This window comes from Solibacillus sp. FSL W7-1324, from assembly GCF_038008025.1.
GTDB lineage: Bacteria > Bacillota > Bacilli > Bacillales_A > Planococcaceae > Solibacillus.
This window is the reverse complement of sequence record NZ_JBBOYH010000001.1, coordinates 2,607,678-2,634,572: the sequence shown is the minus strand read 5'-3', so window position 1 is coordinate 2,634,572 and position 26,895 is coordinate 2,607,678. Positions and strand designations below refer to the sequence as shown.

The window sequence follows — 26,895 nt, the reverse complement described above, 5'->3', positions numbered from 1 at the left end:
TGTTTTAGGATAGCTCTATAATTTCACCCGGAATTTATAGCAACATTATAAACGGTTTTTTTCTGTACGAATTATATGTAGGGCTTTTTCAAGCATTCGTGCATTTTTTTCCTCAATTTCAGCTTTACGCGGAATCGGATCGTATAAAGGTTGTGGATCATGCCAAGTCGGTATTAGCTGAACAGGCGATTCCGTCTGCCATTTATCGAGCCATTGCTGCGGTAACGGTCCAGTCGGGGCAGGCTGATCGGTCATCTCCGTCCAAATATGTGACCAAGCACGCGGAACGACCCGCCAAATATCATAGCCACCGCCGCCAACTGCAATCCAGCGACCTTCACAATATTCATGTGCCAATTTATGCGCAAGCTTTGGTATTTCTTTGTAAATGTTCATTGTCCCGTACAAATGTGTGAGCGGATCAAAATAATGGGCATCTGCACCGTTTTGCGTCAAGACGACATCGGGTTTGAAAAATTCAAATACTTCACGCATGGACTGTTCATATATTTCCAGGAAGCTCTCATCCTCTGTAAATGCGTCAATAGGGAAGTTAAAAGAAGTCCCGTATCCTTCACCGTTCCCGCGCTCTGTTATATTGCCTGTACCAGGGAATAAATAGCGGCCTGTCTCATGAATCGATAATGTACATACATTCGGATCATCATAAAAGGACCATTGAACACCATCGCCATGATGTGCATCAGTATCTACATATAAAACGCGTAGCCCATACTTTTCCTGAATATATTTAATCGCTACGCTGCTGTCATTATAAATGCAAAAACCGGATGCTTTTCCACGGAAACCGTGATGAAGTCCGCCGCCCAAGTTTAAAGCATGCTGAGATTTACCTTGCAGTACTTGATCGACTGCCTGCAATGTACCGCCAACGAGCAGTGCGCTTGCTTCATGCATATTTTTGAATATCGGTGTATCCTCTGTTCCAATACCATATGGTTCCCCTTGCTGGGGTGTTAACTCGCCATGACCAGCTTTTTTTACGATTTCGATATATTGCATGTCGTGGGCCAGCGCAATTTCTTCATCTGTCGCAATACGGGCAGGGACGATATCCTCATCCTTGAGGGCACCGATATTTTTCAATAAATCAATCGTTAAGTGTAACCGTTTGTGGTTAAACGGGTGTGTGTCCGAAAATTTGTAAGTGAGTTGTTCTGGTGAATAAATAAATACAGCTTTTTTCATAATGTAACGCCAGGCAAGTTTGGCCACAATACATCGTATCCTTGCTTACGCAACTCTTCAATAATATGCAGCGGATTGATTACTTGCAGACGGACACTTACAATTCGGGACTTCTTATTTTCACCATCAGGATATACGAGAACACTTAATACATTTGCCTTGTTATCATGGAATACTTTTGTTATTTCAAACAGCATACCGGGCTTGTCATTTACCCGAATGTCAATTTTAGATCCGGGTTTATGTGCGCCTGTTAATTCGATGTAAGTATATAGTAAATCAGTCGTCGTGACGATACCGATCAGCTTTCCGGCAGTAACAATAGGTAAACAGCTGATTTTAGCATCATAAAAAGTCATGGCTACTTCTTCAACGAAGTCTAGCGGATGGCCGACAATCGGATTTTTGACCATGATTTTCTCGATTGGAGCATCATAAACCGTAGAGTCCGGTTCTTCGCGTAACCGGGAAGGCAAAGCGTTTTTCAAGTCATGGTCTGTAATGATGCCTACAACAAGATTCTCTTTGTTTACAATCGGCACATGACGGATATTTTTATCCCGCATTAGTCCGACAGCATCACGTACTGTGTTTTCAGGCAGGAGTGTATGTATCTCTCTTTGCATAATTTCTTCGACAATCATAGTTCATTCCCCTTTGTGATAAGAATTAATACATGAAACGATTTCTAAAGCGAAGTCTGTCAAATCTCTCCAATGTCTCAGTTCCGACACGTGCCCCCACACGCGCCATGAGACAGTTGGCAGGATGGGAAGTGATTTCAGGATCATCTGTTGCATAATACTCGAAATTGACGGATGTCATCATTCTCTCCATCATATTCCGGTATTCCCACACGGATAAACCTGTCCCTTTTAAATCCCAGTGCCAGTAATATTCAGTTGTAATGACCAAATAATCTTCCATTGCATTATCCATAAATGATACTTCCAATAATTTTTTGCCGGAGCCGGATCCTCTAAAAGAAGGAATGACTTCAATGGCGCCAAGCTCAATCATATTCGGAATCCGATCCTCAGACCAGCGTTCCAAAGGGTCTGGATAGAGATACGTGACATAGCCGACAATAATATTATCCTGTCGAATGACAATAATGCGCCCTTCTTCCAGCTTAGCAATCCCGACAAGGGCTTCATGCTGTTGATGGGAAGGTCTGAAAGCTTTTAAATCTTCATGTAATGTGTAGGTAGCTAGTTTTTCGGAAGAAACAGGTCCTTCTACTAAAACATTACCATTCTTCGTTTTGAATTCAAGACGATAATAATTTTTCACATGAATCATAATCACACCACCTGCATTTAATACATCTATTATACTCTATTTCATGCGAAAATACGCTTAAATTCGCGAGATGTCACTAAATTGATTGAAAGTTTTAAATATTTTGCCTATTATAGTATTTTTATTGTAAAATGATTGTAGTTTTTAATGAAAGGGGATTTTTCATGGGGATGAAAACAATGGAAAAGCTAGCAGTCATTCCGGGGGAACATAATTTAAAAAATTATGAGGAAACAGCTGCGAATCATGTTTGGCAACATAGTGAAACAGCATTTTCTTGGTTTGAAACGGGGAAGGTCAATATTGCATATGAAGCAATAGACCGACATGCAACAACACACCGCAAAAACAAAGTCGCTCTTTATTATAGTGATGGGAATCGAAAAGAAGCCTATTCTTTTTATGATATGAAACGTCATACAAATAAGGCTGCGAATGTGTTGAAGGAAAAGGCGGACTTAAAAAAAGGGGACCGTATATTTATTTTTATGCCACGCACGCCGGAGCTTTATTTCAGCTTAATTGGTGCATTGAAAATTGGCGCAATCGTAGGGCCATTATTTGAAGCATTTATGGAAGGGGCCGTATATGACCGGTTAATGGATAGTGAAGCGACCGCAATCATTACAACACCAGCATTGTTAAGCAGAGTCCCGCTTGAGAAGCTGCCGCTTTTAAAAACGGTTTTTGTTGTCGGGGAAAATATTGAAGAAACGGATAAGATACTAGATTTTAATAAATACTTTGCAGAGGCATCTCAGGATTTTGACATTCAATGGGTCGATAAGGAAGATGGCTCCCTTTTGCATTATACTTCCGGTTCAACGGGTGCTCCAAAAGGGGTATTACAGGTCCATTATGCAATGATCCAGCAATATCAGACAGCACAATGGGTACTGGATTTAAAGGAGGATGACATCTACTGGTGCACAGCCGATCCTGGATGGGTAACAGGGACGGCTTATGGGATTTTCGGTCCATGGTTAAATGGTGTGACGAATGTCGTTATCGGGGGACGATTTAGTCCGCAGGCTTGGTATGGAGCAATTGAGGAATATGGTGTCACAGTATGGTATAGTGCGCCAACTGCATTTCGAATGTTGATGGGTGCAGGTCCGAATATTATCGGTAAATATAATCTTTCAACTCTTCGTCACGTTTTATCGGTCGGTGAACCATTAAATCCGGAAGTCGTAAAGTGGGGTATGGAAATATTAAATCACCGTATTCACGATACATGGTGGATGACGGAAACGGGTGGCCATATGATCTGCAATTACCCATCAATGGATATTAAGCCGGGTTCGATGGGGAAACCTGTGCCAGGTATTTATGCAACGATTGTAGATGATCAAGGCAATGAAGTCCCGCCATATACAATGGGGAATTTGGCCATCAAAAAAGGATGGCCTGCAATGATGCGGCAAATTTGGGGGAACCCTGAACGCTATGAATCCTATTTCTTAAAAGGAGAATGGTATGTTTCAGGTGATTCTGCATTTAAGGATGAAGAAGGTTACTTCTGGTTCCAGGGTCGAGTAGACGATGTCATTATGACGTCAGGAGAACGTGTAGGACCATTTGAAGTGGAAAGTAAACTGCTTGAACATCCTGATGTAGTGGAAGCAGGCGTCATCGGAAAACCAGACCCGGTGCGCGGTGAAATTATTAAAGCATTTATTTCATTGCGTGAAGGGGTAGAGCCTAGCGAAGCGCTTGAATCGAATATTAGAGATTTTGTAAAAAACGGTCTATCCGCCCATTCGGCACCACGCGAAATTGAATTCAGAGATAAGCTGCCGAAAACCCGAAGCGGTAAAATTATGCGCCGTGTTTTAAAGGCATGGGAACTTGATTTACCGGCAGGCGACTTATCAACAATGGAAGATTAATTTTATATGCCAGTACTTCTTAAATCGGGGCGCTTACATATGTAGGCGCCTTTTGTATTATTATTGAACAATAATTTAGAATAATCTAGAATTATATAAAAATACAGTTGACTAAATAAATATACATACTTATACTTATTTTTATCATTTAGAATTCGTAAAAGATTTTTTCGGTTATATAAAATTGACGAGGTGACAACATGAAGGCAGGTATTATTGGTGCAACAGGGTACGGCGGGCTAGAACTGCTGCGTTTTTTGCATAATCATAAAGAAGTAGAAGAAATTGGATTATTCACATCTTCTGATGAAGGAACTCAGTTTTCGGATAAATTTCCGCATTTAACGGATATTTATAATCAATCATTACTTAAATTGGATGATGAGGCATTGGCGCAATACGATGTCATATTTGCAAGTACGCCATCCGGGGTATCAAGTACGATTTTTCCATCTTTAGTTGAACGGGGTCCAAAATTAATTGATTTATCCGGGGATTTCCGGCTGAAAAATTTAGCAAGCTATGAAACATGGTATAAAAAAAATCCGGCACCACAGGAAGTTGTGGATCGAAGTGTTTACGGATTAACGGAGTGGAATGCGTCGGCGATTGAAAACGCAGATTTAATTGCCAACCCGGGCTGCTATCCAACGGCTGTTTTATTATCCATCCTGCCTCTTATAAAACATCGTCTAATTGATCCGAGCTTCCTCGTCATCGATGCGAAGAGCGGAATTTCAGGAGCAGGGAACAAACCGTCACAGGCAACACATTTCAGTGAAGCAAATGAGAGCTTCTCGATTTATAAAATTAATGAACATCAGCACATTCCCGAAATCGAACAAGCGATTTCAATGTTTACCGATATCGAAACAACAGTAACATTTAATACGCATCTTGTACCGATGACACGAGGTATTTTAGCAACTTCCTATGCACAAGTAACGGAAGGGGTTACTCAAAAACAATTAGTGGACTGTTTAACAGAAACATATAAAGATCATCCATTTGTCCGTGTCATTCAACAGGCTTCCGCAGTGGGAACAAATCGCGTGAAAGGTTCAAACTATTGTGATATTTATGTGAAACTCGATGAAAGGACAAATCGGGCAACGATTATCGGTGTGATCGATAATTTAGTTAAAGGAGCTGCCGGCCAGGCTATTCAGAACATGAATGTCCAATTCGGCTTCCCGCAGCAAACAGGCTTACAACTCGTTCCGTATTTTATTTGATTTATAAAGATGAGAAATAAATGACTATCAAGTTGATTGGTTGGAGGGGAAGGCGAGTCGATTGTGCCTTCTCATTCATCAGCGAACAGATTATGACGAGGACAATTAAGGGAGGGTCATTAGATGACTTCAACAATAGAGATGAAGAAATTATCAAGCAAAAATATCGTATCACCAAAAGGGTTTACAGCAGCAGGTGTTCATTGCGGACTTAAACATAAGAAAAAAGATTTAGCGATTCTAGTAAGTGAAGTACCAGCAAGCGTTGCCGGAGTATTTACAACTAATGCAGTTCAGGCAGCACCTTTAAAAGTAACAAAAGAAGTTGTATATGAAACGAAAAAAATGCAGGCAATGATCGTCAACTCAGGAAATGCCAATGCATGTACAGGTAAACAAGGCGTATTGGATGCATATGAAATGCAACTGCTTGCCGCACAAAAGCTTGGCATCGCATCTAATTTGGTAGGGGTAGCCTCTACGGGTGTCATCGGGGAAATTATGAAAATGGACCCGGTTAAAAAAGGTGTTGAACAATTAAATCCTGATTCAAAGTTAGAAAGCGGTATTGATTTCTCTCAGGCAATTTTAACAACAGATACTGTCATGAAAAATACAACTTATGCCACGATCATTGATGGCAAGGAAGTCATTGTATCAGGAACAGCTAAAGGTTCCGGAATGATTGAACCGAATATGGCGACAATGCTCGGGTTTATTACAACAGATGCCAATATTGCATCAAATGAGCTGCAAAAAGCATTATCAAGTGTAACGGATTGCACATTTAATTCAATCACAGTGGATGGTGATACATCTACGAACGACACGGTTATTGTAATGGCTAATGGCTTAGCGGGAAATGAACCACTATCTCCATTACATCCTGACTGGGAAAACTTTTACACAGCACTACGTCTTGTGGCAGAAGACTTAGCAAAGTCAATTGCACGTGACGGGGAAGGCGCAACAAAGCTGATTGAAGTAGAAGTGGATGGAGCAGTTTCAGATGAAGAGGCACGTAAAATTGCAAAAACAGTTGTAGGTTCACCGCTTGTAAAAACAGCAGTATTTGGCTGTGATGCAAACTGGGGACGTATTATTGCAGCAGTTGGCTATTCAGGTGCTGTAATCGATCCCGATAAAATCACAATCAAAATCGGTGGGGCAACAATGGTGGAAAATGGCGAACCAATTAAGTTTTCCGAGGATGAGCTTATCGAAATTTTAAAACAGCATGAAGTAAAAATATATGTGTCACTTGAAGTTGGGAAAGGGCACGGATTTGCATGGGGGTGTGACCTGACTTATGACTACGTTCAAATCAACGCATCATACCGCTCGTAAAATGGTCATCAAACTTGGCGGCAGCACATTAGAAGGTCTTAACGAGACCTTCTTTCGCAATTTTAAAGCGTTGCAGGATCAAGGGTTCCAACTCATTATTACACATGGAGGTGGACCTGCGATCAACCGTGAATTAGCCGCTGCCGGTATCGTGTCACAAACGGTAAACGGACTGCGTGTAACAAGTGAAGAAATGATCGGTATTGTACAGTCAACTTTAATCGGAAAAGTAAACCCTTCACTTGTACATGAGCTCCATTCAGCAAATATTTCTGCTATTGGGCTGAATGGATTTGACGGGGGACTGCTGGAGTGTGAATTTTTAGATTATAAAAATTACGCATATGTTGGAGAAGTGAAGCGTGTTAATATAAATATGTTAAACTCTTTGACGGAAGCTGGAATTGTACCTGTTATTGCCTGTATCGGTGCAACGAAGGATGGGCAGGCGCTGAATATTAATGGCGATACAGTGGCAAGTGAAATTGCATTGGCTGTCGAGGCGGAATGTCTCCTGCTTGTGACGGATGTGGCCGGTATTCGCATACAGGATGAATACCAGACAGAAGTAACACCACGCCTGATCGAACAATGGATTGAAGAAGGGCATATTTACGGCGGGATGATTCCGAAAGTACAGGGTGCCCTGAATTGTTTGAAGGCAGGTATACCTTCTGTACAAATTGTTAATGAAGCTTTAACCGGGACGACTATTTTAAGTGAGGAGCTAGTGAAATGAGTGCATTATTCCAAAATTACGCAAGAAGACCTTTTGCTATTGTCGAAGGCAAAGGAACAGAAGTATTTGATACGACAGGGAAGAGATATTTAGATTTTACGAGCGGCATTGCTGTTTGTAGTTTAGGGCATGCACATCCATCAATCGTTGAAGCTATTCAAAAACAAAGTCAAAAACTGTGGCATATTAGTAACTTATTTGAAAGTCCAGGACAGGAAAAACTTGCCGCATCATTAGTGAAAGATTTGCATTTATCATATGCATTTTTCTGTAATAGTGGTGCAGAGGCGAACGAAGCGGCTATTAAATTAGCACGTAAGCATACAGGGAAACATAAAATCATTGTGTTTGAACAGAGCTTTCACGGACGTACATTTGGTGCGATGAGCGCAACTGGACAAGATAAAGTGCGTAAAGGATTCGGTCCTTTAGTGAGTGAGTTTATAACATTGCCATTTAATGATATCGAAGCATTGAAAGCTGCAGTTGATGAAGATACTGCTGCGATTATGCTTGAAATGATTCAAGGTGAAGGCGGAGTAAATCCTGCAACGGATGAATTCGCGAAAGCCATTCATGAAATTCAGCAATCCTCAGATATTTTAGTCATTGTTGATGAAGTACAAACAGGTATCGGACGTACAGGAACTCGTTTTGCATTTGAACAGACAGCTATTAAACCGGACATTGTATCAATGGCTAAAGGTCTCGGCGGGGGTTTCCCAATCGGGGGAATTCTTGGGACAGAAAAGCTGTTTAACACATTTAATGCAGGTACACACGGTACGACATTCGGCGGGAATCCATTAGGTGTTGCCGTTGCTCAAACAGTTATCGATCAAATATTCAATGATGCCTTTTTGGATAATGTAAAACAAAAATCAGCATACTTTATTAAAAAACTGGAAGAAGCTTTTCCGGAAGATAAATATTCAGTTCAAGGGAAAGGGTTAATGCTTGGTCTAAGCCTTGGCGGAGAAGGTGTGGCACCTTATGTGGCCGCATTGGATGAAGCTGGTCTATTAACAGTTGCTGCCGGCCCGAAAGTGATTCGACTATTACCACCTTTAACAGTGAGCGAACAGGAAATTGATGAAGCAGTCAATTTACTTAAAGATGTATTAAAAGCAGAACAATTATCAATTTAATTACATTAAAAATCTCACCAACCTATAAAAGTTGGTGAGATTTTTTCTTTTATTCCCCTGATGGTTCTGGTTCGACCGGATCGACGTCAACTTCAATCTCATCCAGGTCTTCAATTACTTCCCCAGGTACAACATTTTCCTCATCTTCCGTTTCCGGTGGAGCTGGTGGTGCAGTTTCAACCACTTCTCCGACTTCATTCGAATAGCCTGATTCCAATCCTGTAATATCGACTGCTACAACGATGTAGCGAACACCTGGTGAAACAGATACCCGGTAACCTTCATAAGATTTTAATGAACGTACAAGCGATCTGCCCTGATCGGTAACACTATATACGCGGTAGCCAACAACATCATTGGATGCGGAGGCTGTCCATGATAGTGAACCGTTTGCCAATGTCGCATAAACAGGTTGCGGTGGTGCACTGTCCGCAGAGAATGGAGCACCGGTTACAACTCCATTACCAGAACTGAACGACAGCAATTTTGAAGCGTCTCCACCCAGTCTGCCTAACATCCGGTCAACGAATGCCTGATTCAATCCGAAACCGCTCATTTGGACAAACTCAGTAGGTGTATTCGGTAATGCAGCATACGTGTTGCCGTTAATCACAACCGATGTAGAAGATACAAAGCTGTCATCCGGCTGTGTTGGTAAAAATACATTTTTATTAAATAGATCGGAAGTGACTAAACCGGCATTGGCGCATGAAGTTGAAGGTGCCAGGCCTGAAATACCACAAAATGATCGTGTCACAACGCCTTCAGGTTTTTTGAATGCTTCTTTCGTACCGACTAATTCCGGGTTGATATCATATAACGTATTCAAGTAATTTGCCCATAGACGGTTTACACGTTGACTTGGGTGCTGGTAACGGTTATTAAATGCATAAAGGGTACGCAGTTTTTCGTAACCCATCCAGACACCTACCGAGATATTCGGATTATATCCCACGAACCAAACATCGTTATGGTCCTGTGTTGTGCCGGTTTTGCCAGCAAAGTCAGACGAGAATTTCAGCTGGCTCTTTGCCAATGTACCAGTTCCGCCCTGCTTCAACACATCACGCAGCATATCGGTCATGATATATGCTGTTTCAGGTGCAAATACTTTCACAGGCTCTACTTCATGTTCATAAACAATATTGCCGTCCAGATCTTCAATGCGTTCAATCATGTAAGCATCGATAAATTGACCATTATTGGCAAATGTAGCATAAGCGTTAGTATTTTCTTCAACAGAAGCACCAATCGTCAAACTGCCCAGAACGGTCGAACTGTTTTCGTAATCAACAGGCAGTAATTTAGAGAAGCCCATCTTTTCCAGGAAAGTAGCAGGGCGACGATCTAAAATGGAATCATATAAACGTGCTACAGCCAAGTTTTGCGATGACGCAACAGCCTGACGTGCAGGAATAATACCTAATTCCTGGTTCGGGTTATAGTTCACAGGATCCCAACCAGTAACCGGATGTTTAAATTTCACGTCGACAACAGGGCTTCCTGCTCCGATGACACCATATTCGATTGCCGGTGCATAGGCAAGTAATGGCTTCATTGTTGAACCATTTGAACGGAATGCGTTTGTTGCATGGTTCACTTGTGTAATAGTGTGGTCGCGTCCGCCAACGAAACTTAAAATGCGGCCGGTGCTATTTTCAATAACGATACTTCCTGTTTGTACAGGAACATCCACTTCTATTTCTTCTCCTGTTTCAGGATCCTTTTCTTTCTTTTTGTATGTTTGACCGTATAAAGTGAACTCTTCCGTCACTTTTTTCATGGCATCATACATATCTTTATTGATCGTAGAGTAAATACGGTAACCACCGGAACGTATTGTACGGTCGGCCATTATAGTATATTTCTCATTTAAGTTTTCTTCTTCTTTTAAACGATCCGGATCAATACCGTCTTTTTCAGCAAGTATTTTTGCAAAAATTTCTTTTGAACGGAGCTCAAGCTCTGCTGTTAACCAAGGATATTTTTCTTCGGGACGAATTTCATATCCTTTGAAGTCTTGTGTAACATCGTACTTAATCGCTTCGTCATATTCTTTCTTCGTAATATAACCAGCTTCCTGCATACGATAAAGAACCGTCTTCATACGGTCAATACCTGGCTGCATCCCATCCGCACTTTTTTTCTCACCTTTATTTGTAAAAGGTGTGTACTTGAACGGTGCCTGAGGGATACCGGCAATATAGGCCGCTTGCGGTAAATTTAATTTAGATGCAGATACACCGAAAATACCTTGCGCTGCCGTCTCAATACCGGCAATATTACGTCCCGAAGAGTTTCGGCCATACGGGATAATATTTAAATACGCTTCAAGTATTTCTTCTTTTGTCATAAAATGTTCCAGACGATACGCAAGTAAAATTTCCTTTGCTTTACGTTCATATGAAACTTCATTCGTTAATATTTGGTTTTTGATTAATTGCTGTGTAAGTGTAGATCCACCTGTCTGTGTAGATGAGTTGGATACATCTTGCAGTAAACCGCGGATTACAGCTTTCGGTACAATACCTGTATGCTCGCGGAAATATTCATCCTCTGTTGCAAGAACAGCATTTATTAAGGATGGGGATATATTGGCAAGCGATGTTTCACGACGGTCCAAATCTGTTCGGATCTTTCCTATGTAAATATCGTTCGCAAAATAAAGTTCACTTGTTTCTTCATAACTGAAAATTTGCTCGCGCATTTCATCTTTTGATCGCAAAGGTTCATCTTTTGTTAATGATGCGAAGTAACCTGCGCCTACAGCTCCGACAAACAATAGTGTCGCGGCTGTAAAAATAATCGCCAGCAATATTAAATTCCAGAATACACCGCTTCCGATCCGGACATAGCGCATTCGTTCTGAAGAAGCAAGGATTTCGATTTTTTTATTCAATTTTTCGAGCCATTCTCTCACATCATCGACCTCCTAAAATCTTGTTTATTATAGCATATTTGAGATATAAACGAATATAAATATTGACATCAACTATTTTCTAGGTAGAATAGAAAATATAAATTTCAGGCAACGAAGAGTTTGCAGTAATAAATGTGTTCCCTGCATAGAGAGCTAGCGGTTGGTGAAAGCTAGACATAGCGCATTTATGAATTACGTACTTGGAGCCTGAACGGATCGTCACGTTATAGACGCTTAAAGTGGAAGAAAGACTGAAATTTCTTCAAGCCGGGTGGTACCGCGTTAAATAATAATTTGACGTCCCTGCATGCATTTGCGTGTAGGGACGTTTTTCGTTTCCTTACAAGTAAATGACGCATCATGTAAAAGGAGAGAAAACAAATGACAAATGAATTACTGCAAGACTTGGAATGGCGCGGACTGTTATACCAGCAAACAGACGCGGAAGGTATGGAAAAGCTATTAAATGAGGAAAAGGTTTCCCTATACGTAGGTGTTGACCCGACAGCAGACTCGATGCATATCGGACATATTGTGCCATTGCTTACATTACGCCGCTTCCAAAAAGCAGGCCATACACCGATTTTATTAGTTGGCGGAGCTACAGGAACTGTAGGAGATCCATCTGGCCGTTCAGAAGAGCGTCAGTTACAGACAATGGATCAGATCGAAAAAAATGTGCAAGGTCTAAAAAAGCAAATGGAGCGCTTATTCGACTTTTCATCGGATGCGGCAAACAGTGCTGTTCTTGTAAACAACAATGACTGGGTTGGTCCGATGTCATTAATCGATTTCCTTCGTGATTACGGGAAACTGATCAATGTTAACTACATTTTAAATAAAGATACAGTTGCATCACGACTCGACTCAGGTATTTCATTCACTGAATTTGCCTACACATTAATCCAAGGTATCGACTTCAACCACTTGTATGATCATCACAATGTTCGAATTCAAGTAGGCGGTTCGGATCAGTGGGGCAACATTACAACTGGCCTGGAAATGATTCGTAAAACACATGATGAAAATGCGAAGGCGTTCGGTATTACAATTCCGCTTGTAACAAAAGCGGATGGTACGAAGTTCGGTAAAACAGCGGGTGGCGCTGTATGGCTGGACGCTGCAAAAACATCTCCATACGAGTTCTACCAGTTCTGGATCAATACAGCGGATGCCGATGTCGTGAAATACCTGAAAATCTTCACATTCCTGACACGTGAAGAGATTGAAGGTCTTGCAGTAAGTGTGGAAGAAGAGCCGCATTTACGTAAAGCTCAAAAAGCGCTGGCTGAAGAAATGACACGTCTGATTCATGGTGAAGCAGGTCTGGAAGCAGCAGAGCGTATTACAAAAGCATTATTCTCTGGTGATTTAAAAGCATTATCAGTAGAAGAAATGAAAGTAGCCTTCTCTGGTGTTCCTTCTGTAGAAGTGACAAAAGAGGATAAAAATATCGTGGAATTAATCGTAGAAGCAGGGATTTCTTCATCCAAACGCCAAGCACGTGAAGATGTAACTAACGGTGCGATTAGTGTGAACGGTGAAAAAATTACGGATCTTGACTATGTAATCGATTCGAAAGACCGTTTGGAAGATGCTTTTGCCATTATCCGTCGCGGTAAGAAAAAATACCATATGGTTAAATTTGCTTAATTAAAATAAAACGTCTTGGAAGGCAGCAGTTTTCCAAGACGTTTTTTTAAAAGGAGTTTCCTGTTTCATAAAGAAGGTATAGGATAGGGGTGATAATATTGGGAAATAAATCGTATTTATGGAAAATTGTCGTTTCCATTTTTGTCTTACTGACTGTCAGCTTTTTTACTTTCATATTATTATTTATGGTAGCGTTTAGCGGTAACATTCACTTTATACCGTTCATCATTTCCGCTGCGGTCATTATATACATTGGTTATGTGCTTGTGCTTTTTGATGTATTTTATAAAAATAGAAAACGTATAAAAATCTTTTGGACGATTGCCGGAATCATTTTAGTCGTCTGTTTGATACAACCTGTTTATAAATGGTTCGATAATAGGGTGCCGACTGTTGATGCAGAAGTGAATATTTACCAATATGAGCCATTTACAGATGAAAATAAATTAGTTCAATTGGAGAATGAGCCTACTTTAAAGCTAGAGGAACCTTTACCGAAGATGGATGGCGCAACCGCATTGTATCCATTGTATGCCGCCATTACAGAGCATGTATATCCAGAAAAAGAATACAATCCCTACAAAAGTGAAGTTATGGTCAACCAGACGCATGAAGCCTATACAAATCTGATTTTCGGAAAGACGGACATGATTTTTGCAGCGGGTCCTTCCGATGCGCAAATTAACCAGGCTGAACAACAGGGGATTAAACTTCATCTGACACCAATCGGAAAAGAAGCATTTGTCTTTTTCGTCAACAATAAAAATAAAGTCAATCGTTTATCGCTCGATCAAATTAAGGGAATCTATGCTGGGGAAATTACAAACTGGTCAGAAGTTGGGGGCAAAGATGATTCAATCAGGGCATTCCAAAGACCCCAGGACAGTGGATCGCAGACAGCCCTTCAACGGCTTATGGGAGATACTCGATTGATGGAAGCACCAACGGAAGATATAGCGACAGGAATGGGCGGAATAATCAATGAAGTGTCCCGATACAAAAATTATAAAAATGCAATCGGCTATACTTTCCGCTACTATTCAAATGAGATGGTTAAAAATAAAGAAATCAAACTTTTGGAAATCGATGGAGTTGCACCGACAAGAGAAACGATTCGCAACAATACGTATCCGATAGCTTCCGAATTTTATATTGTGACAGCAGGCGAGCCAACAGGAAATGTTAAGGAACTGATTGATTGGGTGCTTTCGGAAGAAGGGCAGGCATTAGTTGAAAAGGCTGGCTATGTATCTCTTAAATCTGGCGAATAGCAAAAGATTGGTATGCTACTAAAGGAGCAATAATTTTGTATCACCTTAAAAGTATCAGTATAATAGAATGTATACATATTTTTAGGGGGATGTTATTTTGAGTGAGCAATTAACGGGCACAGTCGATGATCGACATGCCATATTAAGCATTGCTGTTAAACCCCGAGATACTATTCGTTATGTGTTAACAACTAAAAAGTTATCTTATTTCATTTTCGTTGGTATTATCGGAGTATTTGCTAGCAATTTAACCGGCTTTATCGGTGAAGAATTTACAGGACAATTTACATTGGGGGATATCGTCTATTCAACATTTCTAGTTAGTCTAATACTGTACTTTCTTTCTACCGTCTTATCGGCAGGTGTATTGACACTATCAGCAAAAGCGTTCGGTGGTGTAGGGAAATTTAAAGAAATGTTCCGCATGATTAGTATGACAATGATTCCTTATATTTGGATATTGCCGGTACTGCTTTTCTGGATGCAGTTCGCACCACAGTCATTTTTCTCGATTTCTTATATGGAAACATCATTAGGTGATTTGATCCTGCAATTTGTTTGCGGAACACTGATTATTATTAGTAGTATTTGGACATATGTCATTACCGTGATTGGAATTTCAGAAGTCCACCACATTTCGAAATTGAAAGCATTTTTTGCTTCATTTATAGTAATTGCTGTATTAGGAGCAATGTACTTTTTGTTTTACTAAAATACATTTTTAATAATATTATGTGTTTAAAATATAGTTAAAAGATGCTGCCGCTAAATTAGCGTACAGCATCTTTTTTGTTGTTAGCAGGCTGTATATCGTCTAAGTATAAAGGAAAAAGCTGAATAAATTGTCACGGAACGTAAAATTAAAAGGGTCACTGGGGGAAGTGACCCTAATGGCGTGAAAAACAGTAATAAGTAGTTGGAATTATTTCTGGCTAGCTAAAGAATTTTTGTGATCGATGCTATTAGTAAGCGAAAGTAGCGCCCACAATAATTAAAAGAATGAATAGAACAACGATCAGAACGAAAGTTGAGCTGTTACCACCGCTGTTACCGCCACCACAGCCGTAACCACCGTAGCTTGGTTGTTGTTGATACCCTTCATATCCGTAACCCATTAAATTCACCCCCTTTCCTCGTTATCCTATTCAACGAAGCAAGGTTGACCGGGGCGATTGAACAAATTTCAAAAAATTATTTAATGCAAAAAAAACCACCAGGCACCTGATGAACAGGGCTTGATGGTTTGATTCGAATATATCTGAAGCTCGAAAGATTAACGAGAGTAGAACTCTACGATGAACTGTTCGTTGATTTCAGAAGATAATTCAGAGCGCTCTGGTAAACGTACGAAAGTACCTACTTTAGAGTCTGCATCGAATGATAAATATTCTGGTACGAAGCTGTTTACTTCGATTGATTCAGCAACAACTGAAAGGTTAGCTGATTTCTCACGTAAAGAGATCGTTTGACCTGGTTTTACTGAGTAAGATGGGATGTCAACGCGGTTACCATCAACTAAGATGTGACCGTGGTTAACTAATTGACGAGCTGCACGACGAGTGCGAGCTAAACCTAAACGGTAAACTAAGTTGTCAAGGCGAGTTTCAAGTAAGATCATGAAGTTTTCACCGTGTACACCTTGTAATTTACCAGCACGTAGGTAAGTGTTTTTGAATTGACGTTCAGTCATACCGTACATATGACGTAATTTTTGCTTTTCAGTTAATTGTAGACCGTACTCTGATTTTTTACCACGAGAGTTCGGGCCGTGTTGACCTGGTGCGTAAGGGCGTTTTGCGATTTCTTTACCTGTGCCGCTTAATGAAATACCAAGACGACGAGATAGTTTCCAAGATGGACCTGTATAACGAGACATAATTGTGTCTCCTCCTTAAAATTGGTTTTTGTTGTAAAAGAAAAAACCAGTTGTACCCGACATTAAACGGTATTCTATTTTCATGTATCTTCGCCCATGCAGCCGAAAGGGTTACACAATACACCATTCTGTCTAAACAGAAGGAATAAAATACTACATTTAAGTTATACAACTACTGCATTCATTTTACACAAAGGCTATTGTATCTTTTTTTTATCTATTCGTCAACAAAGGTGTATTACTTTTGAATATATTAAGAGGAAATGAAAAATAAAAATAAATGATCATTTGTATGGGTATTTAAGCATAAAACTGGGTAGTAGATAAGAACGGTAAAATGCTTGAATGTTCGAAAAACAATGCAAATGGAGGTGTTTATTAGAAAAATATAACAAAATTAAATAGTCAATAAGGCATAAAATGTGTATACTTGTGGTTAAGTGAAAAGAACCGACATTGCAATAGTAAAAGAAAAGGTGATTTAATGGTGGAAAATCAACAAAAGATTGATCAATTTAAATCGGATATTTTAAGCCTTTGTATGAAGACGAAATTACAACGAAGTAAATTTTATGATTACTTTTTCTTATTAGAAGAAAGCCTAATAAAACACTTTAATATGGAACATTGTTTTTTATTTCATGTAAGCGAAAATAAATTGAAACCGATCGACAACTTAGAACTGCTGAATGTTGATGTAACATTAGATTTAATACAACCCTATTTTAACGGTAATAAAGTTGTGAAGTTACCCGGGTTTTTAAGAGAGCAGCCGTATTTTGCGAACCATACGGATGTAATGCCACTTATAATAAACGATAAAATAGAAGCTATTATTATATTTAAATATAATCCAGTAAACGCACCTATTGAAAAAGTGCTGACAGAAGATATTGTAAGTGCGATATCGGGTTCCTATTCATTTTTAACTTCAAAATATGAAGTTTATTCGAATGAACAAAAATACCGTAAATTGTACGGTATGACCGATCTTTTCCATTCGACGATGGATATTGATGTAATTTTGGAAAATGTGCTTGTTACAATCGAAGAGAATTTTCCTGGTCTGGAAGTTGAACTGATTTTATCGAATGACCAAGACCGTCAAACGAGAGTGAAAATAAAACCTTTCGACTATTTGTCAGAGCGGCCAGCAACCATCGAGTCTTTCGTATCGGGAGAATTGAATGAGGATATAGCTGTTGAACAAAACCGCCGATTATTGAATGTTCCTATAAAAGGGAGACAAGCCATATACGGAATTTTACAGGTGAAAGCGCCTATCAATTACCCATTTGCAAGTTCAGAAAAAGAATTTATCCGCATGCTTGCCCAAGCTTCAGGAAATGCTTTGGAAAACGCAAAACTCTATCATCAATCACATCGTCTCATAACGGATTTGCAGTTGATCAATGAAACTTCCCATCGTTTAAATATGAAATTGACAATCAGTGAAATGCTATTATTTTTACAAAAGCAAATGATGAAATCGTTTCAGCCGATGGAGTTAGGATTCCTTTTTAAAGAAGATGACAAGTATATTTTGACTGAAGCTTGTACAGACCTTTTCAATCATATAGCGTGTAATGTATATATCCAGCATGTGGAAAAACATTTCCAATCGACACAAGACCCATTATTTATTGCTGATTTCAGCCGTCTTATTTCAGGGGACATTGAGTATAAATCGATCATGGCCATTCCAATGATTGTAGAAGAAGATATTATCGGGTTTAGCATTGTATTGCATAAAGAACCATATTTCTTCTCCTTTGATAGCTTCAAATTAATGCAATCACTTATTCATCATTCCTCGTTAGCAATTTCCAATTCGGTATTGCGTGAACAGCTTCAGGAAATGGTGGATCGAGACCATTTAACAAAGCTTTACGCTAGAAGTTACTCCGATGCATACGTGGAAAAGGCAATTCAAAAGGACGATTCAGGGATGTTCCTGTTAATTGATATTGATAACTTTAAAAAAGTTAATGACACATACGGCCATCAAGTTGGAGATGATGTAATCGTACAAATAGCTAAGCGACTCCAAAGTGAAATAGGAAAAAGAGGCATATGCTCACGCTGGGGTGGTGAAGAACTCGCTATCTATATTCCGAATATTTCAGAAAGAGAGGCAATTGAAATTTCTGATGGGATTGTACAGATGGTGCCAAACGTAACAAATCCTTCAGTTACGGTTTCTGCGGGTATGATTACGTGGCATAAGAGCAGCCGTCCGGATTTTAAAAATATGTTTTTGCAAGCTGATATTGCACTTTACCATGCAAAACGAAACGGAAAAAACCGACTATGTGTATATGAAAAACCAATGGAACTACAATGTTAAAGGGAGTACCCGGAATTATTTTTCGGGCACTCCCTTTTTAGCAATTAAATATGCTTTAACAGTATATTCACGAATTTTTCCAAACCATCTTTATCTTCGGTAGTAAAACGTGCTTCAATCGGGCTATCAATATCTAAAACACCTAAAACGACTCCATTTTTAATTAAAGGAATAACGATTTCCGATTTGGATGCAGCGTCACAAGCAATATGACCTGGGAAAGCGTGTACATCGTCTACAACCATTGTCTGTTCTTTTGCAACGGTTGTGCCGCAAACACCGCGGCCTACAGGAATTCGAACACAAGCAGGCAAACCCTGGAATGGTCCGAGTACCAATTCGCCTTCATCCATTAAATAAAATCCAACCCAGTTAATTTCCTTTAAAAAAGTATTTAATAAAGCGGAAGCGTTACTTAAGTTAGCGATTAAGTTTTTTTCCCCTTCCAGCAATGCATCCAGCTGTTTAGAAAGCAGTTCGTACTGTTCTGTCAAAGTCCCGTTATAAGTAATATTTCCAAACATAGAAATCCTCCAATTAAAAAGTTATTTTGTCTTGCAATAAATCATAATGCTGATGTAAATCAGCTGCCGTATGGGCATCCGAGCCGAAAATAACCGGGATTTGTAAATCAATTGCCTGTTTCACAAATGGATAGGGCGGGTATGGCTCCTTACAATACGGTTTACTCAGACCGGCACTATTAAAATCCAGCTCATAATGACCGGTTTGCATCATCTTCAATAATTCACTGATGTCCGCTGCATCATCGATCTGTTCGTCATGGGCATGCTGGAATTTATGGATTAAAGTAGGATGTCCTATACGCTTTGGTTTATATAAGCCTAAATCTGCTTTGATCGACTTTTTCACAGTTTCGTAGTAAAGCTTATACATAGGAAGAATGCCGCCAACCTTATTGGCAAATTGTAAATATACTTCCTGTGAAAAGTCAATACATACATACTCGTCTTGAAAGTTTAAAAAGTGTACGGACAATATGGCGTCATCCATCAATGGACCGACTTCATTCAGAAATTGTTTTGTTTCATGTTCATAGCCGACAATATAGTCTACTTCTAAGCCAATATTGATTTTAATTTCAGATTGATACTGTTCTTTAACGCGCTTCAGTTGTTTAAAGTAATCCATCAAATAAGCGGAATTCATGCCGCTATCCTTGTCAGGTGTTGGATCGACAAAGTTTTCAGGTAAGGGGGCATGCTCTGTAAAAGTAATCTCTTTAAAGCCGCTTGCTATCGCTTTTTCGACATATTTTTCGATCGAATCTGTAGAACCATGGGGACAAAAAGGTGTATGTATATGACCGTCTCGTTTCAATTGAATGACCTTCCTTCAAAATTATGGTATTTAAAAGTAAAAAAAGCTGGAAATAGTTAAACAAATATAAAAAAACATGTTATTATAAATAATACGTATATAGCTAAAATATTGATTTTATTTGGGATTAGGGGGCTTACAATGATAAAGTATATCATCATTGTTGTCGTCGTACTATTAGCATTATTAATGGCAGGCTTAGTAGTAAGACGCAAGCATAATGCAGAAATAGGACGATTAGATAAGGAAAAACTACAAATACAACATTACCCGATTTTTGAGGAGCTCGCAAAAGTAAAAGCCCTTAATATGAACGGTCAAACAGAAGAGCTGTTTGAAAACTGGCGTAATCGCTGGTTGGATGTTGTCGATAAGCAAATTCCGAAAATTGACGAATTGTTGTTTGATGCGGAAGAATTTGTCGACCGATTTAAATTTAAAAAAGCATCACATACAGAACGTGATATCGAACAGGAGCTTGCTAAATGTGAGCAAGTACGTGTGCAGATTATTACTGAACTGGATGAATTGATTGGCAGTGAAGAGAAAAACCGCATTGAAATCGAGCAGCTGAAAGAATATTACCGCTCTGCACGCAAGACAATTTTGGCGCACCAGCATTCATTTGGACCTGCGTTGGAAGCGTTGGAAAAGAAGCTGGAGCAATTTACGCCGAAGTTTGAAGAGTTTGATGAGTTAACGAAAGACGGCAACTATTTGCAGGCACGTGAAATTGTCCTACAGCTGAACAGTGAAGCACAAGAAATTTTTAGTTTATTAAATGATGTGCCGACACTGCTTACAGAAATTCAAACTAAAATCCCAACTGCAATTCATGAACTTCGTAATGGACAGCGTGAAATGGAAGAACAAAGGTATTATTTACGCCATTTAGAACTGACTGAATATTTGAATGGACTTGAAAACGAACTGGAAATGTTAAAAGCGGCAATTGCTGAATTGAACTTGCCGGCAGTTTCACCACGCATTCAAACAATTAATGATGAAATTGATCACTTCTATAACTTGCTGGAAAAAGAAGTTATGGCAAGAAAATATGTTGAACGCAACTGTTCTGGTATGTACAGTGTGATCAATGATGTAATGCGCCTCACTAAGGACATTAATGATGAAGTCGCTTATGTACAGCATAGCTACCGTTTACAGGATAAAGAAGCGGAAATTCCAAAAGCGGGCTTAAAGCATTTGGAAGTATTACAAAGACGCTATGAACTGTTATCAACACGCGTTCAAGAAGAAAAGTCAGCTTACTCGAGCTTACAGGAAGAGCTAAAAGAAATTACGGATGAAATCGAGCAAATTGCTGAAGAGCAGGAAAAATTCTCGAACAAACTGAAAAATCTCCGTATCGATGAAAATAAAGCAAGAGCTGAATTGGAAACTTTAAAGCGATTATTGCAAGATACAGAGCGCCTGCTAGGACGTGCCAATATTCCGGGGATTCCGGAAGAAATGGATGCTAGATTAGAAGAGGCAGCAGAACAGATTTTTGTAGTTGTTCAAAGCCTACAGGAAGTACCGTTGAATATTATCCAAGTGAACCAGCATTTACTTAATGCAAAGCAGTCGATTGAGGAAACACATGAAAAAGCACAGGAAATGATTGAAAATGTATTAATTATTGAGCGTCTTATTCAGTTCGGTAACCGCTACCGTGCTACAAATCGACAAGTACATGAATATTTGCTTGAAGCTGAAGATGCATTCAAGAAATTCCGCTACATAAAAGCACTGGAAGATGCAGCAAAAGCGGTTGAAATTATCGACCCTAATGCAATTAAGCGCATTGAGGAGCTCGTTCAGGAGCAGCTGCTTACAAAATAATAAGCATAACGGTTACATGTTGATCCATTTAGCGTTATAATAAATAAGCACATTTATGAGGTTGTGTTAATCGTCAAATTGACGATTAACACAACCTCTCTCTTTGGTAAGTGAAGAATAGAAGCAGGAAACTGTAATGGTAATAAGATTACGGGAAATTAGTTTTAAAAAGAAGGTTGAGTATAGATGATATATTTAGATAATAGTGCGACAACAAAGCCGCACAAAGATGTCTTGGCTACATTTATGTTAGTGAATGAACAGTATTATGCGAACCCTGCATCTATTCACCGTGCGGGTGTCGAGTCAAATGCTTTACTAACAAAAGCCCGGGAGCAATTAGCGAATATTCTTCATACAGAGGAAAAGAATATTTTGTTCACTTCCGGAGGGACGGAATCGAATAATGCAGCACTTTTTGGTTTAGCCAAATCGAGCAATTTTAGAGGCAAGCATATTATTACGACAGAAATAGAACACCCTTCGATTCTGGAAGCAGTCAAGCGATTGGAAGAAGAAGGCTACGAAATTGATTACCTAAAAGTGAATAAATATGGAGTCATTTCTTTAGATGAATTACAGCAAAAGCTTCGCAAAGATACTATTATTGTGAGCATTATGCATGTCAACAACGAAATCGGAGCTGTGCAGCCGATTAAGGAAGCTGCACAAATTATTCACGATTCATGCCAGGCAATGTTCCATGTTGATGCGATTCAAAGTTTCGGTAAGCTGCCGGTCTTTTTTGATGGAGACAACGGTCCGGATGTCATTTCCATTTCAGGTCATAAAATTCAGGGTTTAAAAGGAAGTGGCTTGTTAGCATTCCGTAAAAAACCACAGCTTAAGGCATTTATTGTTGGTGGTGGACAAGAGTTTGGATTAAGAAGTGGTACGGTTGCTGTACCTCAAGCTGTATCATTGGCAAAAGCCGCCCGTTTAGCTGTTGAAGGCATGGCGGAGAATGTTGAAAACTTTAAAAAGTGGTCTGCAGATCTTCATCGTTTCTTTGAGCAATTTGGTCAGGAAGTATATGTCCTGTCGCCGAAAGACGGTGCACCGCATATTTTATCGTTCAGTGTAAGAGGATTAAAAGGTGAAATTTTAATAAATGCATTACAAAAACGTGATATTATCGTTTCAACATCAAGTGCCTGCTCGTCAAAACAGACGAAAACAAGCCATGTTGTGGAAGCTCTTAATATCGATAGCCGCTATAAAAACGGTGTCCTCCGTTTAAGCCTAGGCGCCATCAATACAGACGAAGATATTGCCTCATTTAAAAAGCAATTCACAATCGTAATGAAAGAATTAAAAGGAGATATTACGCAATGATTTTTAAAGAAATTTTAGTTCGCTATGGTGAACTTTCAACAAAAGGTCGTAACAAAAAAGATTTTATCAGCCGTTTACGTGATAATGTACGTTATTCATTTAACGATATTGCACCACTGAAAATTCGTGCAGAGCGTGACCGTATGTTTATTGAAGTTGAAAATAAAGAAAAATTTGATGTACTGATGGATCGTTTACCACATGTTTTCGGTATTCAATCAATCAGCCCTGTTGCATCTTGTGAAAAAGATCTGGATGTGATGAAAGCTTTAGCCTTTGAAATTTTAGAAGACTATCGTGATAAAGGCGATTTAACATTTAAAGTTGAAGTACATCGTACAGATAAAACATTCCCGTTGGACACGCATGAATTACAGCGTGAAATGGGTGCGACGATATTGCCGAATTTCCCGAACTTTAAAGTACAGGTGAAAAAACCGGATTTTGCACTACGCATTGAAGTTCGCGAAGATGCGATCTATATGATGGCTCAAGTGATTCAAGGTGCTGGAGGTATGCCGATTGGTTCAAACGGACGTTCATTGCTGATGCTTTCAGGTGGTATCGACAGCCCAGTTGCAGGTTACTTAATGATGAAACGCGGCGTGCGACTGGATGCGATTCATTTCTTCAGTCCTCCGTATACGAGCGATAATGCATTACAAAAAGTAAAAGAACTTGCAAATGAATTAACAAAATTCGGTGCAAATATTCGTCTGCATGTCATTCCGTTCACGGAACTGCAAGTGGCAGTAAAAGATGCAGTGCCAGACAACATGTCAATGACATCAACACGCCGAATGATGATGAAAGTAGCCGATAAAGTGCGTGAAGATATCGGCGCATTAGGTATTGTAACAGGCGAAAGCTTAGGACAAGTCGCTTCACAAACATTGGAAAGTTTAACGGCAATTAATGACGTGACAAATACACCGATTTTACGTCCGCTAATCTCTGCAGACAAAAACGATATCATTAAAATTGCAAAAGATATTGGCACATACGAAACATCAATCCAGCCATTTGAAGATTGCTGTACGATTTTCACACCATCTAGTCCGAAAACAAAACCGAAACTAGAAAAGGTTCAACGTTTTGAAAGCTTTACGGAATTCGATGATTTAATTGATCGTGCCGTTAAAAACCGTGAAGTATATCAGTTCCCTCAAAAGGAAGTTAAAGAAGATAAATTCGCTGATTTACTATAGTTTTTAGCTACTGAAAATGATTTCCTAATCGAGCTATAATTTACCTGTGTTTTTTATGTATTAATCTCTCCTCCCGGCACATTCTAATGTCACAAGGAGGTGAGAGACAGATGGCAAACAACAACAGCTCAAACAAATTACGTGTACCTGGTGCACAACAAGCTTTAGACCAAATGAAATATGAAATTGCACAAGAATTTGGCGTACAATTAGGTCCTGACGCATCATCTCGTGCAAACGGTTCTGTAGGTGGCGAAATTACGAAACGCCTAGTACAGATGGCTGAGCAGCAATTACGCGGCGGCAACCAAAACCAATAATACGTTTTAAAAAAGAACGCTACTTTTAAGTAGCGTTTCTTTTTATTTTGTTTATAAATAATTTTTGTTATGCAACAAAAAGTGGCGGAATATTTTGATATTAATGAAAAGGATTATTATACTTAATATGTAAGGCTCATTTTTTTCAAACAAAGGGGAGAATATGAAAATGAATGAAAACCAATTAATTGCACCGGAAATTTATAATATTGTAAATGAATTCGAAAAGCATGAAAATAAAAGCTCAAAAACAGCATTAGTGTTTCAGGAAGAAAACGGACATCAAGAGCGGTATACATACGAAGAGTTACTACAAAGGGCAAATCAGGCCGCAAATGCGTTTTATGCACAAGGATTAAAAAAAGGTGATGTTATTTTAATTATGCTGCCGCGCTGTTTAGAAGCATATGTTTCTTATATTGGAGCATTAAAAGCAGGACTAGTCATCATCCCGAGTTCCGAGCTTTTGCGGGCTAAAGATATCGATTATCGTCTAAATCATTCAGAGGCGAAGGCAATTATCGTAATGGAGCAGTTCGTAAATGAGTTTGAACATGTGGAAAATTTAGCGAATGTTGAATGCTTTATCGTCGGAAATGAAAAAGAAGGTTGGACTTCTTTGACGGCGCTTGCAGATCAGCAGTCAACCGAGTTTGATTCTGTTGAGACAACAGCAAATGATTTGGCGTTTTTAGCCTATACGTCAGGGACAACAGGCAATCCAAAAGCCGTAATGCACTCACATGGGTGGGGTTATGCCCATTTACGTACAACGGCAGCTGAGTGGCTTGGTGTACGTGATGGCGATACAGTATGGGCAACAGCGGCACCAGGATGGCAAAAATGGATCTGGAGTCCGTTCCTTGCTGTGTTAGGCAGTGGCGCAACAGGATTTGTATACAAAGGAAAATTTGATCCAACACAGTTTTTACATTTAATCGAGCAACAGCAAATCAATGTACTATGCTGTACACCAACGGAATATCGAATGATGGCGAAATTAGATCAGTTGAACTCATTTAATTTATCTTCATTGCGCAGCGCTGTATCTGCTGGTGAGCCATTAAACCGTGAAGTGATTGAAACATTTGAACGTGAACACCATTTAACTGTCCGTGATGGCTATGGTCAAACAGAAAATACATTGTTGATCGGGACATTATTAAATATGGAATTACGCCCTGGTTCAATGGGAAAACCGACTCCGGGAAATATCATTGATTTAATCAATGAAGACGGTGACCTTGTACCACCTGGTGAAGTCGGTGATATTGCAGTGCACAGATCGACTCCTGCATTATTTAAAGGATATTATAAAGATCCTGAACGTACAGCAATTCAGTATCGTGGAGATTGGTATGTAACAGGCGACCGGGCAATAAAAGATGAAGACGGCTATTTCTGGTTTGAAGGACGTAATGATGACATTATTATTTCATCAGGTTATACAATCGGACCGTTTGAAGTAGAAGATGCGTTAACAAAACATCCAGCTGTCCAGGAATGTGCTGTTGTTGCAAGCCCCGACGAAATTCGGGGAAATGTTGTAAAAGCATTTGTCGTTCTAAAGGATGGTACATTAAAGGATAGCCCGACAATTGTTGAAGATCTGCAAAATCATGTCAAACAACTGACGGCACCATACAAATATCCGCGAATTATCGAGTTTTTAGACGAATTACCTAAAACAATTTCAGGGAAAATCCGTCGAGTTGAATTGCGTGTAAAGTAAGGGAAATAACATTGCTCGACAATTATTTCCCGGGTAATTAAAAAAGGTGGCGAAATTTGCCGCCTTTTTTTACTTTATCATGCAAGTATTCATATAACAGTTAACGTTTGGTGGTTGGCTGTTCAAATGGTAGTATGTCGAAATCACTGCAGGAAATGGTTTTTGATGAAACTTT

At 39.4% G+C, this 26,895-nt stretch carries 22 protein-coding genes and 1 other annotated feature; of the genes, 14 read left to right on the top strand and 8 right to left on the bottom strand.

Annotated elements, in window-relative coordinates; genetic code table 11:
• Positions 1-45: 45 nt before the first annotated feature.
• The 3 genes from MKY71_RS12985 to MKY71_RS12975 are packed head-to-tail and all read right to left on the bottom strand — an operon-like array spanning position 46 to position 2,511.
• Positions 46-1,209: an acetoin utilization protein AcuC gene (locus MKY71_RS12985; protein WP_339172641.1), complete on the bottom strand. Its 1,164-nt coding sequence runs from the start codon at positions 1,207-1,209 to the stop codon at positions 46-48.
• A complete protein-coding gene (locus MKY71_RS12980; protein ID WP_340732881.1) occupies positions 1,206-1,853 on the bottom strand; it encodes an acetoin utilization AcuB family protein in 648 nt (215 codons plus the stop codon). Before MKY71_RS12980 ends, MKY71_RS12985 begins: the two co-directional genes overlap by 4 nt.
• Positions 1,854-1,878: 25 nt before the next feature.
• Entirely contained in the window at positions 1,879-2,511 is a 633-nt protein-coding gene (locus tag MKY71_RS12975; RefSeq protein ID WP_340732879.1) for a GNAT family N-acetyltransferase, read from the bottom strand.
• 164 nt (positions 2,512-2,675) lie between these two features.
• On the opposite strand from MKY71_RS12975, the gene acsA reads away from it, so the two are divergent.
• The 5 genes from acsA to MKY71_RS12950 all read left to right on the top strand — a co-directional run bounded on the left by acsA (position 2,676) and on the right by MKY71_RS12950 (position 8,872).
• Positions 2,676-4,403 (top strand): acetate--CoA ligase, encoded by a 1,728-nt coding sequence (gene acsA / locus MKY71_RS12970; RefSeq protein ID WP_445683738.1) that lies wholly within the window; start codon positions 2,676-2,678, stop codon positions 4,401-4,403.
• 200 nt (positions 4,404-4,603) lie between these two features.
• Complete coding sequence (gene argC, locus MKY71_RS12965) at positions 4,604-5,638, top strand: N-acetyl-gamma-glutamyl-phosphate reductase (protein WP_339172634.1); 1,035 nt, start codon at positions 4,604-4,606, stop codon at positions 5,636-5,638.
• 123 nt (positions 5,639-5,761) lie between these two features.
• The gene (argJ, locus tag MKY71_RS12960) at positions 5,762-6,985 is read left to right on the top strand and encodes a bifunctional glutamate N-acetyltransferase/amino-acid acetyltransferase ArgJ (protein ID WP_340732878.1); all 1,224 of its coding nucleotides are present in this window, start codon (positions 5,762-5,764) and stop codon (positions 6,983-6,985) included.
• The gene (gene argB / locus MKY71_RS12955; protein WP_339172630.1) at positions 6,948-7,724 is read left to right on the top strand and encodes an acetylglutamate kinase; all 777 of its coding nucleotides are present in this window, start codon (positions 6,948-6,950) and stop codon (positions 7,722-7,724) included. Before argJ ends, argB begins: the two co-directional genes overlap by 38 nt.
• Positions 7,721-8,872: an acetylornithine transaminase gene (locus MKY71_RS12950; protein ID WP_340732877.1), complete on the top strand. Its 1,152-nt coding sequence runs from the start codon at positions 7,721-7,723 to the stop codon at positions 8,870-8,872. Before argB ends, MKY71_RS12950 begins: the two co-directional genes overlap by 4 nt.
• Before the next feature lie 49 nt (positions 8,873-8,921).
• On the opposite strand, the gene MKY71_RS12945 is transcribed toward MKY71_RS12950, so the two are convergent.
• Positions 8,922-11,792, bottom strand: a complete 2,871-nt coding sequence (locus MKY71_RS12945) for a transglycosylase domain-containing protein (RefSeq protein WP_339172625.1) — start codon at positions 11,790-11,792, stop codon at positions 8,922-8,924.
• Positions 11,793-11,894: 102 nt separating this feature from the next.
• Positions 11,895-12,100: a binding site (T-box leader), on the top strand.
• Positions 12,101-12,173: 73 nt separating this feature from the next.
• Between MKY71_RS12945 and tyrS the strand changes: the two genes are divergently transcribed.
• From tyrS to MKY71_RS12930, 3 genes are all read left to right on the top strand, one after another.
• Positions 12,174-13,445: a tyrosine--tRNA ligase gene (tyrS, locus tag MKY71_RS12940; protein ID WP_340732875.1), complete on the top strand. Its 1,272-nt coding sequence runs from the start codon at positions 12,174-12,176 to the stop codon at positions 13,443-13,445.
• A 98-nt stretch (positions 13,446-13,543) separates the two neighbouring features.
• Positions 13,544-14,716 carry a substrate-binding domain-containing protein gene (locus tag MKY71_RS12935; protein WP_340732872.1) on the top strand — a complete coding sequence of 391 codons (1,173 nt, stop codon included), beginning with the start codon at positions 13,544-13,546 and terminating at the stop codon, positions 14,714-14,716.
• Between the two features lie 97 nt (positions 14,717-14,813).
• Complete coding sequence (locus MKY71_RS12930) at positions 14,814-15,428, top strand: YIP1 family protein (RefSeq protein ID WP_339172620.1); 615 nt, start codon at positions 14,814-14,816, stop codon at positions 15,426-15,428.
• Between the two features lie 250 nt (positions 15,429-15,678).
• Here MKY71_RS12930 and MKY71_RS12925 read toward each other — a convergent pair whose 3' ends face one another.
• Both MKY71_RS12925 and rpsD read right to left on the bottom strand, forming a co-directional pair.
• Positions 15,679-15,831, bottom strand: a complete 153-nt coding sequence (locus tag MKY71_RS12925; protein WP_339172618.1) for a YjcZ family sporulation protein — start codon at positions 15,829-15,831, stop codon at positions 15,679-15,681.
• 158 nt (positions 15,832-15,989) lie between these two features.
• Entirely contained in the window at positions 15,990-16,592 is a 603-nt protein-coding gene (gene rpsD, locus MKY71_RS12920; protein ID WP_008407801.1) for a 30S ribosomal protein S4, read from the bottom strand.
• Between the two features lie 484 nt (positions 16,593-17,076).
• Between rpsD and MKY71_RS12915 the strand changes: the two genes are divergently transcribed.
• Entirely contained in the window at positions 17,077-18,939 is a 1,863-nt protein-coding gene (locus tag MKY71_RS12915) for a sensor domain-containing diguanylate cyclase (RefSeq protein WP_340732869.1), read from the top strand.
• Positions 18,940-18,983: 44 nt separating this feature from the next.
• Here the strand turns inward: MKY71_RS12915 and MKY71_RS12910 are convergent, their stop codons facing one another.
• The gene (locus tag MKY71_RS12910; protein WP_339172613.1) at positions 18,984-19,463 is read right to left on the bottom strand and encodes a GAF domain-containing protein; all 480 of its coding nucleotides are present in this window, start codon (positions 19,461-19,463) and stop codon (positions 18,984-18,986) included.
• Positions 19,464-19,476: 13 nt separating this feature from the next.
• Positions 19,477-20,280 (bottom strand): histidinol-phosphatase HisJ, encoded by an 804-nt coding sequence (gene hisJ / locus MKY71_RS12905; RefSeq protein WP_340732867.1) that lies wholly within the window; start codon positions 20,278-20,280, stop codon positions 19,477-19,479.
• 141 nt (positions 20,281-20,421) lie between these two features.
• Between hisJ and ezrA the strand changes: the two genes are divergently transcribed.
• The 5 genes from ezrA (at position 20,422) to mbcS (ending at position 26,720) form a co-directional block, all read left to right on the top strand.
• Positions 20,422-22,125, top strand: a complete 1,704-nt coding sequence (ezrA, locus tag MKY71_RS12900; RefSeq protein ID WP_339172608.1) for a septation ring formation regulator EzrA — start codon at positions 20,422-20,424, stop codon at positions 22,123-22,125.
• A gap of 186 nt (positions 22,126-22,311) precedes the next feature.
• Positions 22,312-23,460, top strand: a complete 1,149-nt coding sequence (locus MKY71_RS12895; protein ID WP_339195411.1) for a cysteine desulfurase family protein — start codon at positions 22,312-22,314, stop codon at positions 23,458-23,460.
• Positions 23,457-24,668, top strand: a complete 1,212-nt coding sequence (gene thiI / locus MKY71_RS12890) for a tRNA uracil 4-sulfurtransferase ThiI (RefSeq protein ID WP_339172604.1) — start codon at positions 23,457-23,459, stop codon at positions 24,666-24,668. Before MKY71_RS12895 ends, thiI begins: the two co-directional genes overlap by 4 nt.
• A gap of 110 nt (positions 24,669-24,778) precedes the next feature.
• Entirely contained in the window at positions 24,779-24,988 is a 210-nt protein-coding gene (locus MKY71_RS12885) for an alpha/beta-type small acid-soluble spore protein (RefSeq protein ID WP_339172602.1), read from the top strand.
• A gap of 169 nt (positions 24,989-25,157) precedes the next feature.
• On the top strand, positions 25,158-26,720 hold the full coding sequence (gene mbcS, locus MKY71_RS12880; RefSeq protein ID WP_340732866.1) for an acyl-CoA synthetase MbcS: 1,563 nt from the start codon (positions 25,158-25,160) through the stop codon (positions 26,718-26,720).
• Positions 26,721-26,895: the final 175 nt, after the last annotated feature.

Bases quoted from the DNA above. Each gene is read 5' to 3' on its own strand.
- MKY71_RS12985 (WP_339172641.1), bottom strand. From the start codon at position 1,209: ATGAAAAAAGCTGTATTTATTTATTCACCAGAACAACTCACTTACAAA.
- MKY71_RS12980 (WP_340732881.1), bottom strand. From the start codon at position 1,853: ATGATTGTCGAAGAAATTATGCAAAGAGAGATACATACACTCCTGCCT.
- MKY71_RS12975 (WP_340732879.1), bottom strand. From the start codon at position 2,511: ATGATTCATGTGAAAAATTATTATCGTCTTGAATTCAAAACGAAGAAT.
- acsA (WP_445683738.1), top strand. From the start codon at position 2,676: ATGGGGATGAAAACAATGGAAAAGCTAGCAGTCATTCCGGGGGAACAT.
- argC (WP_339172634.1), top strand. From the start codon at position 4,604: ATGAAGGCAGGTATTATTGGTGCAACAGGGTACGGCGGGCTAGAACTG.
- argJ (WP_340732878.1), top strand. From the start codon at position 5,762: ATGACTTCAACAATAGAGATGAAGAAATTATCAAGCAAAAATATCGTA.
- argB (WP_339172630.1), top strand. From the start codon at position 6,948: ATGACTACGTTCAAATCAACGCATCATACCGCTCGTAAAATGGTCATC.
- MKY71_RS12950 (WP_340732877.1), top strand. From the start codon at position 7,721: ATGAGTGCATTATTCCAAAATTACGCAAGAAGACCTTTTGCTATTGTC.
- tyrS (WP_340732875.1), top strand. From the start codon at position 12,174: ATGACAAATGAATTACTGCAAGACTTGGAATGGCGCGGACTGTTATAC.
- MKY71_RS12925 (WP_339172618.1), bottom strand. From the start codon at position 15,831: ATGGGTTACGGATATGAAGGGTATCAACAACAACCAAGCTACGGTGGT.
- rpsD (WP_008407801.1), bottom strand. From the start codon at position 16,592: ATGTCTCGTTATACAGGTCCATCTTGGAAACTATCTCGTCGTCTTGGT.
- MKY71_RS12915 (WP_340732869.1), top strand. From the start codon at position 17,077: ATGGTGGAAAATCAACAAAAGATTGATCAATTTAAATCGGATATTTTA.
- MKY71_RS12910 (WP_339172613.1), bottom strand. From the start codon at position 19,463: ATGTTTGGAAATATTACTTATAACGGGACTTTGACAGAACAGTACGAA.
- ezrA (WP_339172608.1), top strand. From the start codon at position 20,422: ATGATAAAGTATATCATCATTGTTGTCGTCGTACTATTAGCATTATTA.
- MKY71_RS12895 (WP_339195411.1), top strand. From the start codon at position 22,312: ATGATATATTTAGATAATAGTGCGACAACAAAGCCGCACAAAGATGTC.
- thiI (WP_339172604.1), top strand. From the start codon at position 23,457: ATGATTTTTAAAGAAATTTTAGTTCGCTATGGTGAACTTTCAACAAAA.
- MKY71_RS12885 (WP_339172602.1), top strand. From the start codon at position 24,779: ATGGCAAACAACAACAGCTCAAACAAATTACGTGTACCTGGTGCACAA.
- mbcS (WP_340732866.1), top strand. From the start codon at position 25,158: ATGAATGAAAACCAATTAATTGCACCGGAAATTTATAATATTGTAAAT.